At 44.2% G+C, this 17,445-nt stretch carries 17 protein-coding genes; 12 read left to right on the forward strand and 5 right to left on the reverse strand.

The genetic code is table 11. The annotated features are described in order from the left end of the window. Positions 1-33: 33 nt before the first annotated feature. The 11 genes from benB to Q0895_RS01740 all read left to right on the forward strand — a co-directional run bounded on the left by benB (position 34) and on the right by Q0895_RS01740 (position 12,186). A complete protein-coding gene (gene benB / locus Q0895_RS01690) occupies positions 34-531 on the forward strand; it encodes a benzoate 1,2-dioxygenase small subunit (protein WP_299185032.1) in 498 nt (165 codons plus the stop codon). Positions 532-707: 176 nt separating this feature from the next. Further along, positions 708-1,724, forward strand: a complete 1,017-nt coding sequence (benC, locus tag Q0895_RS01695; protein WP_299185033.1) for a benzoate 1,2-dioxygenase electron transfer component BenC — start codon at positions 708-710, stop codon at positions 1,722-1,724. Between the two features lie 183 nt (positions 1,725-1,907). Then, the gene (locus tag Q0895_RS01700) at positions 1,908-2,693 is read left to right on the forward strand and encodes a 1,6-dihydroxycyclohexa-2,4-diene-1-carboxylate dehydrogenase (RefSeq protein WP_299185034.1); all 786 of its coding nucleotides are present in this window, start codon (positions 1,908-1,910) and stop codon (positions 2,691-2,693) included. 225 nt (positions 2,694-2,918) lie between these two features. Then, on the forward strand, positions 2,919-4,103 hold the full coding sequence (benE, locus tag Q0895_RS01705; RefSeq protein WP_299185035.1) for a benzoate/H(+) symporter BenE: 1,185 nt from the start codon (positions 2,919-2,921) through the stop codon (positions 4,101-4,103). 148 nt (positions 4,104-4,251) lie between these two features. Next, positions 4,252-4,968 carry a 3-oxoacid CoA-transferase subunit A gene (locus Q0895_RS01710; protein WP_299185036.1) on the forward strand — a complete coding sequence of 239 codons (717 nt, stop codon included), beginning with the start codon at positions 4,252-4,254 and terminating at the stop codon, positions 4,966-4,968. 26 nt (positions 4,969-4,994) lie between these two features. After that, positions 4,995-5,654 carry a 3-oxoacid CoA-transferase subunit B gene (locus tag Q0895_RS01715; protein ID WP_299185038.1) on the forward strand — a complete coding sequence of 220 codons (660 nt, stop codon included), beginning with the start codon at positions 4,995-4,997 and terminating at the stop codon, positions 5,652-5,654. Positions 5,655-5,736: 82 nt separating this feature from the next. After that, positions 5,737-6,969 (forward strand): 3-oxoadipyl-CoA thiolase, encoded by a 1,233-nt coding sequence (pcaF, locus tag Q0895_RS01720; RefSeq protein WP_299185039.1) that lies wholly within the window; start codon positions 5,737-5,739, stop codon positions 6,967-6,969. Positions 6,970-7,071: 102 nt separating this feature from the next. Next, entirely contained in the window at positions 7,072-7,854 is a 783-nt protein-coding gene (gene pcaD / locus Q0895_RS01725; protein WP_299185041.1) for a 3-oxoadipate enol-lactonase, read from the forward strand. Between the two features lie 129 nt (positions 7,855-7,983). Then, a complete protein-coding gene (locus Q0895_RS01730) occupies positions 7,984-9,279 on the forward strand; it encodes a M20 family metallopeptidase (RefSeq protein WP_299185042.1) in 1,296 nt (431 codons plus the stop codon). A 492-nt stretch (positions 9,280-9,771) separates the two neighbouring features. Further along, positions 9,772-11,136 (forward strand): aromatic acid/H+ symport family MFS transporter, encoded by a 1,365-nt coding sequence (locus Q0895_RS01735; protein ID WP_299185043.1) that lies wholly within the window; start codon positions 9,772-9,774, stop codon positions 11,134-11,136. A gap of 225 nt (positions 11,137-11,361) precedes the next feature. Then, the gene (locus tag Q0895_RS01740) at positions 11,362-12,186 is read left to right on the forward strand and encodes an enoyl-CoA hydratase (RefSeq protein ID WP_299185044.1); all 825 of its coding nucleotides are present in this window, start codon (positions 11,362-11,364) and stop codon (positions 12,184-12,186) included. A 28-nt stretch (positions 12,187-12,214) separates the two neighbouring features. On the opposite strand, the gene Q0895_RS01745 is transcribed toward Q0895_RS01740, so the two are convergent. The 3 genes from Q0895_RS01745 to Q0895_RS01755 form a co-directional block, all read right to left on the reverse strand. Continuing rightward, a complete protein-coding gene (locus Q0895_RS01745; protein WP_299185046.1) occupies positions 12,215-12,931 on the reverse strand; it encodes a cupin domain-containing protein in 717 nt (238 codons plus the stop codon). Between the two features lie 101 nt (positions 12,932-13,032). Next, positions 13,033-13,446 carry an alternative ribosome rescue aminoacyl-tRNA hydrolase ArfB gene (gene arfB, locus Q0895_RS01750; protein ID WP_299185048.1) on the reverse strand — a complete coding sequence of 138 codons (414 nt, stop codon included), beginning with the start codon at positions 13,444-13,446 and terminating at the stop codon, positions 13,033-13,035. Positions 13,447-13,545: 99 nt separating this feature from the next. Next, positions 13,546-13,788 carry a hypothetical protein gene (locus tag Q0895_RS01755; protein ID WP_299185049.1) on the reverse strand — a complete coding sequence of 81 codons (243 nt, stop codon included), beginning with the start codon at positions 13,786-13,788 and terminating at the stop codon, positions 13,546-13,548. Between the two features lie 241 nt (positions 13,789-14,029). Between Q0895_RS01755 and Q0895_RS01760 the strand changes: the two genes are divergently transcribed. Continuing rightward, on the forward strand, positions 14,030-14,971 hold the full coding sequence (locus tag Q0895_RS01760) for an acyltransferase (RefSeq protein WP_299185051.1): 942 nt from the start codon (positions 14,030-14,032) through the stop codon (positions 14,969-14,971). Positions 14,972-15,075: 104 nt separating this feature from the next. Here the strand turns inward: Q0895_RS01760 and Q0895_RS01765 are convergent, their stop codons facing one another. Together Q0895_RS01765 and Q0895_RS01770 are read right to left on the reverse strand one after the other, a co-directional pair. Continuing rightward, positions 15,076-16,620 (reverse strand): acetyl-CoA hydrolase/transferase family protein, encoded by a 1,545-nt coding sequence (locus Q0895_RS01765; RefSeq protein WP_299185052.1) that lies wholly within the window; start codon positions 16,618-16,620, stop codon positions 15,076-15,078. Between the two features lie 212 nt (positions 16,621-16,832). After that, positions 16,833-17,255, reverse strand: coding sequence for a tetratricopeptide repeat protein (locus tag Q0895_RS01770; RefSeq protein ID WP_299185053.1), 423 nt, complete (start codon positions 17,253-17,255; stop codon positions 16,833-16,835). Positions 17,256-17,445: the final 190 nt, after the last annotated feature.

A 17,445-nucleotide genomic window follows, 5' to 3' on the forward strand; every position in this document is an offset into this window, starting at 1 on the left:
GTCAGGACTCACCAATATAAAAGGATTACGACAATGAAAAACGCAACGGTTAGCATCGAAGATGTGCGTCAGTTTTTGTACCGTGAAGCGCGCTTACTCGATGAGAAAAACTGGGACGAGTGGCTCGCTTGTTATGACGAAGACTGCCCGTTTTGGATGCCAAGCTGGGATGATGATGGCGAGCTGATAAGCGACCCACTGCGAGAGATATCACTTATTTATTATCCTGATCGCCGTGGCCTTGAAGACCGCATCTTCCGTGTCGAGACTGAACGCTCTTCTGCAACTATCCCAGATACTCGCACCACACACAATCTCTCCAATATTGAATTGCTGGAGGATAACGATGGCATCGTTAGCGTCCGTTTTAACTGGATTAATAAATCCTACCGTTATCACGAGACCAACACTTATTGGGGATTCTCTAAATACAAGATAGACATGACTCAAGAGAGCCCAAAGATTTTGGATAAATATGTCGTCTTAAAAGATGATTATGTGCATCAAATTATGGATGTATATCACGTCTAGACGCCTCACACTCTTGGTTATGTTTACCAGCCAATATGCACAGTTAGATTTCTACAACGGACTCATTGATAGCCCAGCTGTTATCAACCAGCTTTATGAATTAGCCGTTATCAATGAGCCGATTAAAAAGACAGTTAGATTAGTTAGTAACCGTATGTTGAAAAGGGATATTTCTCATGGAATATAATATTGCTCTACAGTTTGAAGACGGTGTCACAGGATTCATCAAATGCGAAGATGATGAAACCGTCGCCGAAGCGGCCTACCGCCAAAAATATAACATCCCTGTTGACTGTCTCGATGGTGCTTGTGGCACGTGCCGCTGCCATTGTGAGTCGGGCAGCTACGATATGCACCCTGATATGTATATCGAAGAGGCGCTAACTGAAGCTGAGGCCGAGGAAGGCTATGTTTTGACCTGTCAGATGATTCCTGAGAGCGACTGCGTGATTAAAGTGCCAAGCTCTTCTGAAGCCTGCAAAGTTGGCAAGTCAGTGTTCAAAGGTAAGCTACAACAGCTAAACGTACTGTCCGAGTCTACCATTCATTTTGGCGTTGATATTGAAAATCCAGACGCTTTGGTATTTCTTCCGGGTCAATATGTCAATATTCGTATTCCGGATTCTGATGAGACGCGCTCTTACTCATTTAGCTCTGTCCCTAGCGCTAAGCAGGCCGAATTCGTCGTCCGCAATATTCCTAATGGGAAGATGAGCACCTTTTTATCCGATATCGCGCAGATAGGTCAAGATATTGATTTTGAGGGGCCGTTTGGTAGCTTTTATCTACGCCCTCTTGTACGTCCTACTCTATTTTTGGCGGGTGGTACCGGTATCGCCCCTTTCTTATCGATGCTAAAGAGCTTAGAAGTATCGGGCGCTCATCACCCTGTCAAGATGGTTTATGGCGTTACCAATGACGCTGATTTGATAGAGATTGAGAAGTTAGAAGAAGTCAAAAGCAATCATGCTTGGTTTGATTATCGTACGTGCGTGGCAACCGAAGACAGCAACCATGAGCGTAAAGGTTATGTGACAAGCCATGTCGAAGCTGATTGGTTAAATGATGGCGATGTGGATGTTTATCTGTGTGGTCCTTTAGCGATGGTCGATGCTGTCAGTAACTGGTTGGATACGAGCAGCTTAAAGCCTAGCAATTTTTATTATGAAAAATTCACCCCTAGTGAGCAGTAGTAGATTATTAAGGTCAAACCCTAGCCAATGCCAGTAAAAATCAATCTTACTGCCAGATGAGTTTGAAAACTACAAACTGTTACTGGCAATAAATTTTTGCCAGTAACATCTGCTAATTATTATATTTATCTTGAATTAAACACATACAGATATGCTCTAAAAATACAGTTTTGTTTTTAAGGAATGGCAATGAGTAAGCGCTTTGATAATAAAGTATGTATCGTAACGGGGGCTGCGCAAGGTATCGGGCGCGGGGTTGCTTTACGCTTAGCAAGCGAGGGCGGCAAGATAGTCATGGCAGACTTCTCACCGTTGGTAGAAGACGTGTTGGCAGAAATCACTGCAAATGGCGGAAACGCGACGACTATTCAAGCTGATCTTGAAACTTATCAAGGGGCACAAGAAGCCATCAATAAAGCGCTTGATACCTATGGACGTATCGATGTGCTAGTCAATAATGTCGGCGGTGCGATATGGATGAAGCCATTTATTAACTTCTCAGAAGAAGAGATTAATAAAGAAATCAGTCGCTCATTATTTCCGACATTGTGGTGCTGCCGCGCCGTATTACCAACGATGATTGAGCAGCAGTCTGGTACTATCGTCAATGTCTCTTCTATCGCGACGCGTGGTATTAATCGCATCCCCTACTCTGCCTCAAAAGGCGGCGTCAACGCTATGACCGCATCACTCGCTTTTGAGTACGCAAACGATGGTATCCGTGTTAATGCGGTAGCGACTGGTGGCACAAAAGCGCCGCCTAGAAAGATTCCACGTAACGCAAAGCCTTTAACTGATGATGAAAAATCATGGATGGATGCAGTCGTCGATCAGACCATTGACCGCACCTTTATGAAACGCTACGGTACGATAGATGAGCAAGTCAACGCCATCGCATTTTTGGCTTCAGATGAGTCATCTTATATCACTGGGAGTACCATTCCTGTGGGCGGCGGTGACGAGGGCTAACCATATCAATTGAGCTTTTAAGTTGGGCAATACAGCGTTTAAACAGCGTTTAAACTACTGTAGTTGATTAAATGTAAACAGTGCTCAAGGCTGCTGGGATGAATTTTACGAAGCCTTTGTCTGGCAAAGCGCACAGCAAGCGAGGAAAATTTATACCAGCGGTAAACGTATCTTTTTTTGAACAAACTATGTTATCTGACTAGTGCTGATTTGCAAGGAAGCAATATGGCAACTGTAATTCAAACCTTGAAAGAAGACTGGTCGCTCTCCGCGTCCGTTGCAGGATTTTTAGCTGTCCTTATCTCTTATGCTGGGCCTTTGATTATCTTTTTTCAGGCAGCGCAAGTCTCAGAAGCGATGATGGCCTCTTGGATTTGGGGCGTCTCTATAGGTGCTGCCATATCTGGCATTTTCTTATCTATTAAATACAAAACCCCTATCATCACCGCATGGTCAGCCCCTGGTACAGCTCTACTAGTGACCGTGTTTCCAGAGATGAGTATTAATGAGGCGATATCTGCCTATATTATCTCAGCGATTGTGATATTTTTGGTTGGTGCCACCGGCTCATTTGACAAGATTCTACAATGGATTCCGAATGGCATCGCTGCTGGCATGATGGCTGGCATTTTGTTTCAATTTGGCTTAGAGTTATTTGTCGCTACCGATACTATGCCATTTATCGTCTTTAGCATGCTCGGTTGCTATCTGTTTGCCAAGCGCTTTTCACCGCGCTACACCATGATTTGGGTACTGCTTTGCGGTGTTATTTTGAGCGTCATATTCGGCAAAATGAACCCTGTCGATATGAATTTAGTCATCACCATACCTACGCTTATTTGGCCTGAATGGTCATGGAATGCTACCTTTAACCTCGCTATTCCTCTTATCCTTGTCAGTTTAACTGGACAATTTTTGCCCGGTATGGCCATCTTAAATCTTAGCGGCTATGACACGCCAGCCAAGCCCATTGTCAGTATCGCAAGCCTCGCCTCATTAGCGGTCGCATGTGTTGGCGGCATCACTATTGTGCTAGCAGCCATCACCGCTGCCTTATGTACGGGTAAAGATGCGCACGAGCTAAAGGAAAAACGCTATATCGCAGGCGTGGCAAATGGTATTTTTTATCTCTTAGGCGGCCTATTTGCTGGTAGTATTGTGATGGTGTTTAGCTTATTGCCAAAAGAATTGGTCGCCGCCTTAGCAGGCCTTGCCCTTATCGGCGCTATCTCTGCCAACATTACTATGGCCATGAAAGATGACGAACAAAAGGATGCCGCTTTAATTACTTTTTTGGCGACGGCATCTGGTATGAGCTTTTTAGGTCTTAGTTCTGTATTCTGGGGTATTGTGATTGGCATGATTGCTCATTATATTTTGAACAAAAAACATTTATTATCGTTTGCTTAATAAGCCTGATTGTAAATCTTTATGGTTCAGAGCAGTTACCAACAAACAATATGAACGATTACGATTTCTAAAGCATTTTAATTGTCAAACCACTAATAAATATCACAACAGAAACGATCTTTAATATTACTTTTCATAGGATATGAATATGATTAATAAAGCGGAAAAAAGTATCACTGACGTACTTAGCCAAATAAAGGACGGCGCTACCATCATGATTGGCGGTTTTGGTACCGCAGGTCAGCCAGCTGAGCTCATCGATGGACTGATTAATTTGGGCGTAAAGGACTTGGTCATCATTAATAATAATGCCGGTAACGGCGACCATGGCCTAGCCAAGCTCCTAAAAACAGGCGCTGTACGTAAAATCATCTGCTCTTTCCCGCGTCAATCAGACTCTTGGGTATTTGATGAGCTTTATCGTGCTGGCAAGATTGAACTGGAGCTAGTACCACAAGGAAACTTGGCTTGCCGTATTCAAGCTGCGGGTATGGGACTCGGTGCAGTATATACGCCCACGGGCTTTGGCACTTTGCTTGCTGAAGGTAAAGAGACTCGTCATATCGATGGCAAAGACTATGTCTTAGAATATCCGATCAAGGCGGATTTTGCCTTAATCAAAGCATCTAAAGGTGATCGCTGGGGCAATTTGGTCTACCGCAAGTCTGCACGTAACTTTGGTCCAATTATGGCAATGGCAGCTGATGTGACGATTGCTCAAGTTTCTGAGATAGTAGATCTTGGTGAGCTTGATCCTGAACACATCGTTACACCGGGTATCTTTGTGCAGCATGTGGTGCAAATCCAGCCTGCTAGTACTGAACCTGCTAGTGATGAATCTACCAGTACCGCAGCCACTGCTTAATATTGCCAATTATAAGGAGCGTCATTATGAGCCATACTTCCTACACCGCTTTAACCCGTGACCAAATCGCCGAGCGCGCCGCACAAGATATCCCAGATGGTGCTTATGTCAATCTGGGCATCGGACTACCGACCAAAATCGCCCAATACTTACCGGATGATAAAGAAGTATTTTTGCATTCAGAAAACGGCTTGCTCGCTTTTGGACCGCCACCGGCTAAAGGCGAAGAGGATCCCGAGCTGATTAATGCTGGCAAAGAGTACGTCACCATGCTCGATGGCGGTAGCTTCTTTCACCATGGCGACTCTTTTGCCATGATGCGCGGTGGTCATATCGACATTTGCGCCTTGGGTGCGTTTCAGGTGGCAGCCAATGGCGACTTGGCCAACTGGAGTACTGGTGCAGAAGATGCAATACCTGCTGTCGGCGGCGCGATGGACTTAGCCGTCGGTGCCAAAAAGGTATTTGTTATGACCAATCATACGACCAAGACGGGCGACCCTAAAATCGTCAGCAAGCTTACCTACCCTGTAACTGGCAAAAATTGCGTTGATCGTATCTATACTGACTTATGTGTCATTGATGTCACCGATAAAGGCTTAGCAGTCACTGAAATGGTCGATGGCATGAGCTTTACTGACTTGCAAGCATTAACTGGCGCGCCACTCATCAACGCCACTAAATAAAAACGGTTCTTAATTAAAGTCTAGGGTCATCAAAGCTCAGAGTAATTAAAATTTAAAATAATTAAAAATTAGGACAATCGTCATGACTGATTCAATCACTCGTTCAAATGATGCTTATATTATCGATGCCATTCGCACCCCTTTTGGGCGTTATGGCGGCGGTCTCGCACCAGTACGTACAGACGACTTAGGCGCTATCCCTATTAAGGCGCTAATCGAACGCAATCCCAACGTTGATTGGGTACAAGTAGATGACGTCATCTACGGCTGTGCCAACCAAAGCGGCGAAGACAATCGCAACGTTGGACGTATGTCGTCATTGCTAGCCGGCCTACCTTATCAAGTGCCTGCGACCACGGTTAACCGCTTGTGCGGCTCGTCAATGGATGCGTTAGCGATAGCGGCGCGTGCGATTAAAGCTGGTGAAGCCAATTTAATTATCGCAGGTGGTGTTGAGAGCATGAGCCGTGCGCCATTTGTCATGGGCAAGTCAGATCAAACATTTGGACGTAGTCAAAAGCTCGAAGATACTACCATGGGCTGGCGCTTTGTTAATCCAAAGCTTGAAGAGCTGTATGGCACAGAGACCATGCCACAAACCGCTGAAAATGTCGCAGAGCAATTCGATGTCAACCGTGCTGATCAAGATGAATTTGCGCTACGTAGCCAACAACGTACCGCAGCGGCGCAAGCATCAGGGTTTTTTAAAGATGAGATTACCCCTGTCGTCATCCCGCAGCGTAAAGGCGAGCCTGTCACTGTCGACACCGATGAGCATCCTCGTGCTGATACCACGCTTGAGAAGTTGACCAAACTGCGTCCTATCGTCACCGCAGATGGTACGGTGACGGCTGGTAACGCCTCTGGGATCAATGATGGTGCAGCAGCCTTCCTAGTAGCGTCAGAGCAAGCGGTGAAAGAGTTCAATCTAAAGCCGCGTGCGCGTATTGTAGCCTCAACTACGGTAGGCGTTGAGCCGCGGATTATGGGGTTTGCCCCAGCACCCGCAATAAAAAAACTGCTGAAGCAAACCGGACTGTCTCTCGATGAGATGGATGTCATTGAATTAAACGAAGCCTTTGCCGCGCAAGCTCTAGCTTGTACGCGTGACTTAGGATTGGCTGATGATAGCGAGCGCGTCAACCCTAATGGCGGTGCGATTGCCCTTGGTCATCCACTCGGTGCCTCTGGTGCACGATTAATTTTAACAGCGCTTAATCAACTAGAAAAAACTGATAAGCGTTATGCGATCTGCTCAATGTGTATCGGCGTTGGACAAGGTATCGCGATGATTATTGAGCGGGTTGAGAGTTGAGCATGTTGAGAATCGATTGATAGCTCAAAACATAGATGCACTCATTGATAGGCAAAAACCAATACCTTACTCACATGACAATCACAAACAAGGACGTTCATCATGCCTGAATTTGAAAATAAAGACGTAACGCTAAACTACGCAACCTTTGGTGATAGCAGCAACCCTGCTCTACTATTCTCCAACTCTTTGGGTACCAGCTATCATATGTGGCAGCCGCAAATCGATGTCTTGCAAACCGATTACTTTATTATCTGCTACGACACCCGTGGTCATGGTAAATCCTCCGCACCAACAAGTCCTTATCGTTTGGATCAGCTTGGGCAAGACGTCATTGACCTGCTTGATCATCTAAGTATCGATAAAGCGTTTTTTTGTGGGATATCGATGGGCGGTATGACGGGTCAATGGCTAGCTATCAATTACCCCGACCGCTTCCATCACTTAATGCTATGCAATACCGCAGCAAAGATTGGTAATGAGGCGGCATGGAGAGATCGCGCGCAATTGGTACGTGAGCAGGGTCTAGACCCTATCGCGGCTACCGCTGCTCCGCGTTGGTTCACAGCGGATTTTATCGATGATTATCCTGATATAGTCGCAGCATTGTCTAGCGCGCTCGCGGCTGGCAGTAGCGAAGGTTATGCCAGCTGCTGTGAGGCATTGGCTACTGCTGACACTCGCGAGCAACTAAAAGATATTCGCGTGCCTATCACCGTGGTGGCAGGTACCGAGGATCCAGTGACGACGGTTGCCGATGGTCAATATATGGTCGATCATATCCCTAATGCTACGCTTGCGACTATCGATGCCTCGCATATCTCTAATATTGAACAGCCGGACGCCTTTAATCAGCTAGTAAGGCAGTATTTGTATGATAAGTAACTCTATTGCTCATTAAAACTCTCTATAAAACGTGAGATGTGAGAATAGAATAGAAAAGTAATTACAAGGAAGACACATCAATCAATCAACCAAGCATCCACCAAGGAATTACCAATCAAGGAAGAGACTATGAAACAAGCATTATTATCATTGGCCGTCGGTATTGTAGCCTGTAGTACCTTTAGCGCTCATGCCAACATCAATATCGATAAAGAAGTCAAAAGTGTTGAAAACAAAGTGATTGAATGGCGTCGAGATATTCACAAGCATCCTGAGCTGGGCAATAGAGAAACTCGTACTGCCGCAATAGTAGCCAAGCATCTAAAATCACTAGGTATGCAGGTCGAAACTGATATCGCACATACAGGTGTCGTTGGTTTTTTGAAGGGTGCAAAACCTGGCCCTACAGTCATGCTACGCGCAGATATGGATGCCCTACCCGTCACCGAAAAGGTGGATGTACCATTTAAATCAACCATTGTCACTAAATATATGGGCGAAGAAGTTGGCGTCATGCATGCCTGCGGTCACGATACCCACGTTGCTATGCTAATGGGCACGGCTGAAGTACTAGCTGCGGTTAAAAATGAATTGCACGGCAATATTATGTTTGTGTTTCAGCCTGCTGAAGAAGGTGCCCCTAAAGGTGAAGAAGGCGGTGCTGAGCTTATGTTAAAAGAGGGCATTTTTAAAAAGTATAAGCCTGAGGTAGCGTTTGGGTTACACATTACATCGAGTTTAAATAGTGGAAAAATTGGTTACCGAAGTGGCCCTGTTATGGCTAGTGCTGATAGCTTCGATATAACAGTAAATGGCAAGCAAACACATGGTTCAGCACCTTGGAACGGGGTCGATCCGATTGCGACTGCAGCGCAAATCGTAACCGGAGTGAATCATATAGTGAGTCGTCAGATTGATATTACTAAAGAGCCTGCCATTGTCTCCTTTGGCAAAATAGACGGCGGTGTACGCAATAATATTATTCCAGATAATGTCAATATGATTGGCACTATTCGTAACTTTGACATGGATAATCGCGAGCAGATTTTTAGTAATATAGAAACGACAGCAACACATATAGCCATGGCATCGGGCGCCAAAGCTGACGTCAAAATCAATAAAGGCTATCCGGCCACGATTAACAACCCAGATCTTACCACGCAAATGTTACCGACGCTTAAAAACGTAGCAGGTACAGACAATGTACTAGAGATACCTAAAATAACAGCATCCGAGGATTTCTCATTCTATGCCCAAGAAGTACCTGGTTTATTCTTCTTTTTAGGTGGGACACCAGCAGACCAAGACCCTGCTAAAGCCCCCTATAACCATTCCCCATATTTTTACGTAGACGAGTCATCATTTAAAGTAGGTACAAAAGCGCTGAGCCAGCTGGCTATAGACTATTTAGCGATGAAAAAATAACTCTATAGTCAATTGGCTATAAAAACGATAAAGTGAGACTGGGATAAATGGATTTTTTGAATCAAGACTTAAATCCGCCCTTAAAGACAGGCACTTAAAAATAAAATCTTATCTATTTTGGCTATTAACTTATATTTAATAACAGACAAATTTTAATACAATCAAAACAGCTCATATATTTAAAAGATATATGAGCTGTTTTTTTGTCTATCTTTTAAGAAATACCATCTATTACTAATAAAAACATAACTTTCTACAAAAAAATAAATGTTGCGAATATTCATAGCCTTACAAGTTGTTTAGCTGTTTTTTATCAAATCCTTACTGATTTTATTTAAATCAGCAAGACGCACTAATGCTTTCACACACCCTATAAAAACAAAACCCATACTTTATAGGTATATTTTTATACTTAGATAGTTTTTGACTTACTCATCAGAAAACCATAACTTGTTAAATACTTATAAGGATATTACCCATGGAGAAACACGAATGGAATCACCCACCTTAAATATCAATAAAGTTATTGATGAAGCCAAGTTTGCGCCCTTTCATTGGAAAGTGCTGTTTTGGTGTCTACTGATTATCATTTTTGATGGTTATGATCTTATCATCTATGGCGTCGCCCTACCGCTACTTATGGAAGAGTGGTCACTGACTTCAGTACAAGCAGGCTTTCTTGCCAGTGCTGCCCTATTTGGTATGATGTTCGGTGCCATGATTTTTGGTACATTATCTGACAAAATCGGCCGCAAAAAGACCATCATGATCTGCGTCGCCTTATTCAGCAGCTTTACCTTTTTTGGTGCCTTTGCCAATGGTCCGATGCAGTTTGCGGTTTTACGCTTCATCGCTGGTCTTGGTATCGGCGGCGTGATGCCCATCTGTGTAGCGCTAACCTCCGAATATGCGCCAAAACGTATTCGTAGCACTCTAGTTGCCATTATGTTTAGTGGTTACGCAATAGGTGGTATGGCGTCAGCACTATTAGGTTCGTTTTTGGTGGTAGATTTTGGCTGGGAGATTATGTTTTATATCGCAGGCATTCCTACCTTGCTATTACCTATCATTTGGAAAATGCTGCCTGAGTCTTTGATGTATTTGGTCAAAGAAAAACGTGAAAGTGAAGCCAAAGTCATCGTCCAAAAGCTTGCTCCCAAAGAACACATCACTGCCTCTACCACTTTATTATTAGATGAGCCAACCAAAGGCGATGACGCTCCTATCAAAGCGTTATTTTTAAAGAACCGCGGCTTTACTACTATGATGTTTTGGGTCGCCTTTTTTATGTGTTTATTAATGGTCTACGCTCTTGCCAGCTGGCTGCCAAAGCTTATGATTCAAGCAGGTTACTCGCTAGGCGCTAGTATGTTGTTCTTATTTGCGCTTAATATTGGCGGGATGATCGGTGCTATTGGTGGCGGTGTACTCGCTGATCGATTCCATCTAAAACCTGTATTGACGATTATGTTTGTCGCTGGTGCTGCTGCATTGATATTACTTGGCTACAACAGTCCTCAGATCGTACTATATACTCTTATCGCGATTGCAGGTGCTACCACCATTGGCTCACAGATACTGCTCTATACCTTTGTCGCGCAGTATTATCCGACTGCTGTGCGTACCACTGCTATGGGCTGGGCATCGGGTATTGGACGTATCGGTGCTATCGTAGGTCCTATCTTGACTGGGGCGCTACTCACGCTTGAGCTTAGCCACCAGATGAACTTCTTGTTTATCGCCATACCAGGTATGATCGCTGCTCTTGCTATCTTCTTAGTGAATCTAAGCGCTGCGGTTGATGGTAAAAAAAGTAATGTACCAGCAGTGGCTTTAGATACGCCAGTATCTACTTAATAGCAGTTATAATGGCTAATTGATGCCAGATTCTATACTTGTTGATTAATAGGTCGGTAAACAAAAATAGCGCACTCATATTATGAGTGCGCTATTTTTATATATGCAACTTCAATATCAGCAGCCTATTGTATAACTTATAAGTCATGTTACTATTTAGAGTATTATTCAGATGCCTTTTTAGATCTTTCCTTACGTTTACACACTAATTATCAAGGATGATAAATGAATACTACCAATACAGACGCCCCTACTACTGACACCAGCGAACCATTAGTCATCAGAGAAGACAGTAAAGATGCAAGCGGCGTCGTCACTCTTACTTTAAACCGCCCCAAACAATTCAACGCGCTATCGGTCGATATGCTATCCGCCATGCAAGCAGAGCTTGATGACATCGCCCAAGATGGTAGTATCCGCGTGGTCGTGATTGCGGCAAATGGCAAAGCATTTTGTGCAGGTCACAACCTAAAAGAGATGCGTGCAAACTCAGACGAAGCATTTCACAGCGCGTTATTTAAGCAGTGTAGTCAGATGATGCTGACCATCAATCAGATGCCGCAAGTCGTGATTGCCAAAGTGCAAGGCATCGCTACCGCCGCAGGCTGTCAATTGGTGGCTGCGTGCGACTTGGCGGTTGCTTCTGAGGATGCTAAGTTTGCGACTTCTGGGATAAATGTCGGACTGTTTTGTTCAACCCCTGCCGTTGCCGTCAGCCGTAACCTATCTCGCAAGCAAGCTTTTGAGATGTTGATTACGGGCGAGTTTATTGATGCAAATACGGCCCTGCAACAAGGGCTGATCAATCGCGCGGCCCCAGCAGATCAGTTAGAGGCAACGCTGCAATCTTTAATCGATGCTATTACTGCCAAATCCTCTGTCGCTGTCAGGACGGGCAAAGATATGTTCTATAGACAGTTGGACATGGACTTAGCCGATGCTTATGAATATGCTGGCAACGTGATGACCTGTAATATGATGGCAGACGATGTGACAGAAGGCATTGACGCCTTTATCGAAAAGCGCCATGCGGTATGGACGGGACGTTAATCGCTTTATTAGCGTTTATTTGACCTTACTATCTATGCTTTTCTCCTACGTGCTCTTCAATATCCGCGCCAATGACATGAGCAAGATGTCCGGTCTTAAGATAAACGGTAGCGCCATCTGTACCTGCTTTTATCTGTGGCTGCGCACCTACGGGCAAGCGTAGCCAGCTACCTTGTTTATAGGTTTGATTGCCTTCTAGCAGCGTGCCTTTGACAACCAGCAGCTCTGCACCACCTGCAATCGCTTGAGTCATGAGGTCTTGTGTAAACAACGTGTCACTTGCACTCAAACGCTGTAAGCTCACCTGTTCGCTATCATCTGAGAATAAAGCACAAACCTCGCGGTTGCCGACTCGTTGCCAGTTTGCGCTATCGTGCGTATCTATAGCGACATGACGCTCTTCGGATGGTGACATCTGTCGCAGTTTAACAAAGATGACCGCACCTTCATTGCTATAAGGCGTATGGCCTGATGCTGGCGGGTTGCGTAGATACCAGCCCGCTGGATAGTGCTTATCATCAGCAGAAAACGTACCTGACAATACCAAAATCTCCTCGCCACCGGGATGTTGATGATGCGGAAAGTGCGAACTTGGCGCATAACGCACAAGGCTTGTCGCCCGCGCCTTCTCCGCGCCTACGCGATCAAGCATGACGCGCTCGACGCCATTCTGTGGTGACTTAATCCATTGATGCTCTTCAGCCATCAGCTCAGCACGACGTGAAAAATCTGCATTAATTAGCATAGAATAGTGTCCAAATTCGGTTTGATATAGCCAATCCATTTTAAAATAACTACCGTACTACTGGGGTAATTTTTTATTTAATACTAACTATAATAGCCCGCTTAATAATCAACCTTACCACGCAACGCCTTAATCTTGCCGCGCTGGGTCTTTTGATCGATACGTTTGCGCTTAGCACTTTTGCTCGGCTTGGTAGGTTTGCGAGTTTTGGCGACTTGGGTAGATTGTAAGATAAAGGCTTTGAGACGTTCAAACGCGTCAATCTTGTTGCGCTCTTGAGTGCGAAACTGCTGAGCTTTGAGGACGAATACCCCATCTTTAGTGATACGGCTATCTTTACTGTCTAATAAACGCTGTTTTTGGGTGTCACTCAGACTTGAGGCGTTGATATCGAAGCGTAGATGAATAGCGGAGGAGACTTTATTGACGTTTTGCCCGCCTGCCCCTTGCGCGCGGATGGCGCTAATCTCGACTTCACTATCGCTTAGGCGAATGTTGTTACTGATAAAAATCATAGTTGTCTTTTATTTCTTTTAATTATTGGTTTTTTAGATGGTTTGCTCCTATATGGGGTGTGATTAAGCATTTATAAATAGGACGTTCCTTCTAATACCTTATTGCATTGAGCTTAGCATTGCGCCTATCAGTAAAAATGGAATTGATATTAGTATTTTAAAAACAGACGCTTTGCATTTCTCCCAGCGCGTAATAATAAAATATAAGTTGGCAAATGGAAGAAATAGATACAACAGACCCCAAAGTATGGACTCTTGAAAGGCAATAATAATCAGCTTAATCCCATAGATAAAAGAGATGATGACACCGACAATAAATAAAACAATTCCTATGATTTCCATAGTTGCATTCCTAAAATAAGTTTGATTTGCAATAAATCTTTATTGCATACAATAATTTTAACATTTGATTATATTAATAGTTGAAATGTACCTATCATTCGCTCCAATTCATCTTCTACCGCTATATTCATTATTTGTAACGGCCAGTCACACCGCCAGCGCTGCACAAGTATGTATATCTGCTAAAATTGTGCCATAACATTGATAATAACCAACAATAGACAGATAGAAAGGATTTGATATGTGCTTGGCATCCGTTTTTCAAAAAATGCACGACCGTACGCCCAAACTTGCCAAAGCAGTATCGCTCGCAACGGCGACAGGCGTTATTGCGGGCAATAGCTTTGCAGGTAGTATTCCCGTGTGGCTTATGGGTGCGACCAAAATGATTACTGGCGCGGCCATCGCTGACAAGGCGGTAATCAAAATCGCCAATCATTGGATTAATAGTAATAACGCGGTGATCGATATGGTCCTACCGCAAAAGGACTGGCGCATCAACCTACCTGATGACGTATATACAGACGGCAAATATCTATTGATTAGCAATCACCAATCATGGGTTGATACCAGTATTGTCCAGTATATCAGCCAAGATCGCCTGCCTTTGACGCGGTTTTTTACTAAGTTTGAATTGATCTACATTCCTATCGTCGGCCAGACTTTTTACTTTTTAGACTTCCCTATGATGCGTCGGCATTCTAAAGCGGATATCGCAAAGAACCCTGCGCTAAAAGGTCAAGATCTCAAAGAAGCAAAACGTGCCTGCGCGCTACTCAAAGACAAGCCTTTTACTTTGCTCAATTATTTAGAAGGAACGCGCTTTACGCCCATTAAGCATAAAAAGCAGCAATCGCCCTATAAGCATTTGCTTAAGCCACGCGCGGGCGGTTTGGCACTCGCTATTAATGCACTAGGTGCCGAGATAGACGGCATCTTGGATATGACGATTGTGTATCCTGATGGCGTACCGACTTATAGTGACCTATGGAAAGGCAATATCAAGCGCTTAGGCGTCGATGTGCGCTATATTGATATACCAGAGGGGTTGTCCGCCGCTGTGCAAAATGGTGGTTACGAAGATGATGATGGCGTCAAAGCCAGAATGTTCGACTGGGTCGCGCAGCTATGGCAAGACAAAGATGAGCGAATCACTCAGATGCTGGCTGACTTTGAAGAATAGGAGCCTGCAAGCTAGTTTTAGATGTAAAAAAACGCCTCTTATCTGATGACAGATAAGAGGCGTTCATACTGTTTTACTAATATAAATTTAAAACGACAAATCACTTATACAGCGATGCGCATTTTATTGATACGCATATCACCCGTCTCGACAAAGCGCTGATGCCATGACAAGGCTTCATTCAAAAGATGCGGTGTTTGTAAGCCACTGGCCTTAGCAGCGCGGTCATAATAGTCTTGCAGCATTGGGCGATAATCTGGGTGTGCACAGTTATCAATGATAGCCTTCGCGCGTTGACGCGGCGACTTACCACGTAGATCTGCAAACCCTTGCTCCGTCACCAAGAACATCACATCATGCTCAGAGTGATCGTGATGCGATACCATCGGTACAATAGTAGAGATAGCGCCGCCTTTGGCCGTAGATGGACTCACAAAGAACGAGAAATGCGAGTTACGAGTAAAGTCGCCTGAGCCACCGATACCATTCATCATCTTGGTACCCATGATATGGGTTGAGTTGACGTTACCATAGATATCCGCTTCGATCATCGCATTCATAGCGATGATACCAAGACGACGGATAACCTCTGGATGGTTGGTAAACTCTTGCGGGCGCAAGATAAGCTTGTCACTCAAAAACTCAATATTATCATTGAAGCGCTGCAAGGCATCTGGACTAAACGACAATGCCGTGGCCGACGCTGACTTCATTTTGCCGCTAAGTACCAGATCAAGCATGCCGTCTTGTAGTACTTCGGTGTATCCCATCAGATCATCAAACGGGCTGTCTTGTAGACCCATCAATACAGCGTTTGCCACGTTACCCACACCAGACTGTAGTGGTAATAGATTTTTTGGCAAGCGGCCTTTTTTGACCTCATGGTCTAAGAATTCAATGATTTGTGAAGCAATGGTCTTTGAGTTTTCATCTGGATCAGCAAACTTACTATTACGATCTGGCGCATCGGTCATGACGATGCCGATGATCTTATCAAGGTCACACTCTAGGTAAGGCGTACCGATGCGATCATCTGGCTTGACAATAGGAATAGGCTGACGGAACGGCGGCTCACCAAGGTCTGCTGGGATGTCATGCATGCCCTCTAGCATCATGCTTTGGCGCGAGTTTACTTCGATGATGACTTTTTTGGCAGTTTTGAGCCACTGGTTATTAGTACCGATGCCCATTGAAGGAATGATTTTACCTTCTGGCGTGATGCCAGTCGCTTCAATCAATGCAATATCCATATCGCCATAGAAGCCAAAACGAACTTGCTGCTCAAAGTGTGATAAGTGCATATCAACGTAGTGAGTGTTACCAGCATTGATGTGGTTACGCATGGCAGGATCAGATTGGAACGGCGCACGGAAATTAACACAATTGGCTTCTGCCAATACACCGTCACAATCATGAGCGGTTGACGCACCTGTCAACATGCCGATGCCGAATTTTTCGCCACGAGCGTGAGCATCTTTAGCACGATTAGCAATAGCCGTTGGTACGAATTTTGGGTAGCCTGCACCTGTAAATCCTGCGACACCAAGCGTCATGCCATTTTGTACAAATGAAGCTGCCTGTTCAGCAGACATGATCTTTTCACGCAAACCTTCATGACGGACGCGTTCTTCGTGGTTGATTGAACCCATAGCAATATTCCTATTAACTTCCTTATTAAAAAAAACCTCAATGCAGCGAATACTAAAACAAACATGACAATGAGGTAGATTTGCAACGAACCCGCTAATACGATTTCGTTGCAGCATTTTGGACAATTTTTTTACAAAAGGCAAGCAGACGCGCTTAAGTATAAGCGTTTAACTTTAAAGTTAAAGCGTCTCAAACGCCGTTCTGTATGACTTTACTTGGCCGATAGCGTGGCAAGTAGCTTGTTTATCTCAGCCTTAAATTCTTTATCTTCTATCTTGTTGGCACTGGTTTTGGCGTTTTTTAGACTGGTGAGAGCCGCGTCAGTTTGACCCAACTCAATCTGTAACTCAGCCATAGAAAACGCAATCGATGCCATGTGATCTTTTGAATTAATAGCGGTGGCTTTTTTGAGCGCTTTTTCATAAATGATGAGCGCAGCCTCTAAGTCTTCGGTGAAGTCAGCGAGCGTCTCCCATTGCTCTGGGTGATCTTTATCACTCTTTTCATTTTCAATGCAAAGATCTTTTAGCTGACCATACAGGGCATCAAAAGTCTCTTGATCGTTTTTGCTATCGGCTTCTAGTAGCTTTTCAGCGAGTACATAAATGGACTTATATATTTTCGTATTAATCATAACTTACAGCCCCTTTATGCGACTAGATTGAATAAATTGCTGATGATTATAGCGTAAATTGACAGGTTGGATAAGCGTTATAAAAAATACTTAGCATTTATATGCCGAAAGTTCTGTCAAGTTTTAGGCTACCAATGGATAAATATAAGACAATACAAAGTAAGACACGATAATTAATACCGTGTCTTTT

This window comes from uncultured Psychrobacter sp., from assembly GCF_947495825.1.
Classification (GTDB): Bacteria; Pseudomonadota; Gammaproteobacteria; order Pseudomonadales; family Moraxellaceae; genus Psychrobacter.

What these genes read in the sequence shown, in the direction of transcription:
- benB (WP_299185032.1), top strand. Translation starts at nt 34, where the DNA reads ATGAAAAACGCAACGGTTAGCATCGAAGATGTGCGTCAGTTTTTGTAC.
- benC (WP_299185033.1), top strand. Translation starts at nt 708, where the DNA reads ATGGAATATAATATTGCTCTACAGTTTGAAGACGGTGTCACAGGATTC.
- Q0895_RS01700 (WP_299185034.1), top strand. Translation starts at nt 1,908, where the DNA reads ATGGCAATGAGTAAGCGCTTTGATAATAAAGTATGTATCGTAACGGGG.
- benE (WP_299185035.1), top strand. Translation starts at nt 2,919, where the DNA reads ATGGCAACTGTAATTCAAACCTTGAAAGAAGACTGGTCGCTCTCCGCG.
- Q0895_RS01710 (WP_299185036.1), top strand. Translation starts at nt 4,252, where the DNA reads ATGATTAATAAAGCGGAAAAAAGTATCACTGACGTACTTAGCCAAATA.
- Q0895_RS01715 (WP_299185038.1), top strand. Translation starts at nt 4,995, where the DNA reads ATGAGCCATACTTCCTACACCGCTTTAACCCGTGACCAAATCGCCGAG.
- pcaF (WP_299185039.1), top strand. Translation starts at nt 5,737, where the DNA reads ATGACTGATTCAATCACTCGTTCAAATGATGCTTATATTATCGATGCC.
- pcaD (WP_299185041.1), top strand. Translation starts at nt 7,072, where the DNA reads ATGCCTGAATTTGAAAATAAAGACGTAACGCTAAACTACGCAACCTTT.
- Q0895_RS01730 (WP_299185042.1), top strand. Translation starts at nt 7,984, where the DNA reads ATGAAACAAGCATTATTATCATTGGCCGTCGGTATTGTAGCCTGTAGT.
- Q0895_RS01735 (WP_299185043.1), top strand. Translation starts at nt 9,772, where the DNA reads ATGGAATCACCCACCTTAAATATCAATAAAGTTATTGATGAAGCCAAG.
- Q0895_RS01740 (WP_299185044.1), top strand. Translation starts at nt 11,362, where the DNA reads ATGAATACTACCAATACAGACGCCCCTACTACTGACACCAGCGAACCA.
- Q0895_RS01745 (WP_299185046.1), bottom strand. Translation starts at nt 12,931, where the DNA reads ATGCTAATTAATGCAGATTTTTCACGTCGTGCTGAGCTGATGGCTGAA.
- arfB (WP_299185048.1), bottom strand. Translation starts at nt 13,446, where the DNA reads ATGATTTTTATCAGTAACAACATTCGCCTAAGCGATAGTGAAGTCGAG.
- Q0895_RS01755 (WP_299185049.1), bottom strand. Translation starts at nt 13,788, where the DNA reads ATGGAAATCATAGGAATTGTTTTATTTATTGTCGGTGTCATCATCTCT.
- Q0895_RS01760 (WP_299185051.1), top strand. Translation starts at nt 14,030, where the DNA reads ATGTGCTTGGCATCCGTTTTTCAAAAAATGCACGACCGTACGCCCAAA.
- Q0895_RS01765 (WP_299185052.1), bottom strand. Translation starts at nt 16,620, where the DNA reads ATGGGTTCAATCAACCACGAAGAACGCGTCCGTCATGAAGGTTTGCGT.
- Q0895_RS01770 (WP_299185053.1), bottom strand. Translation starts at nt 17,255, where the DNA reads ATGATTAATACGAAAATATATAAGTCCATTTATGTACTCGCTGAAAAG.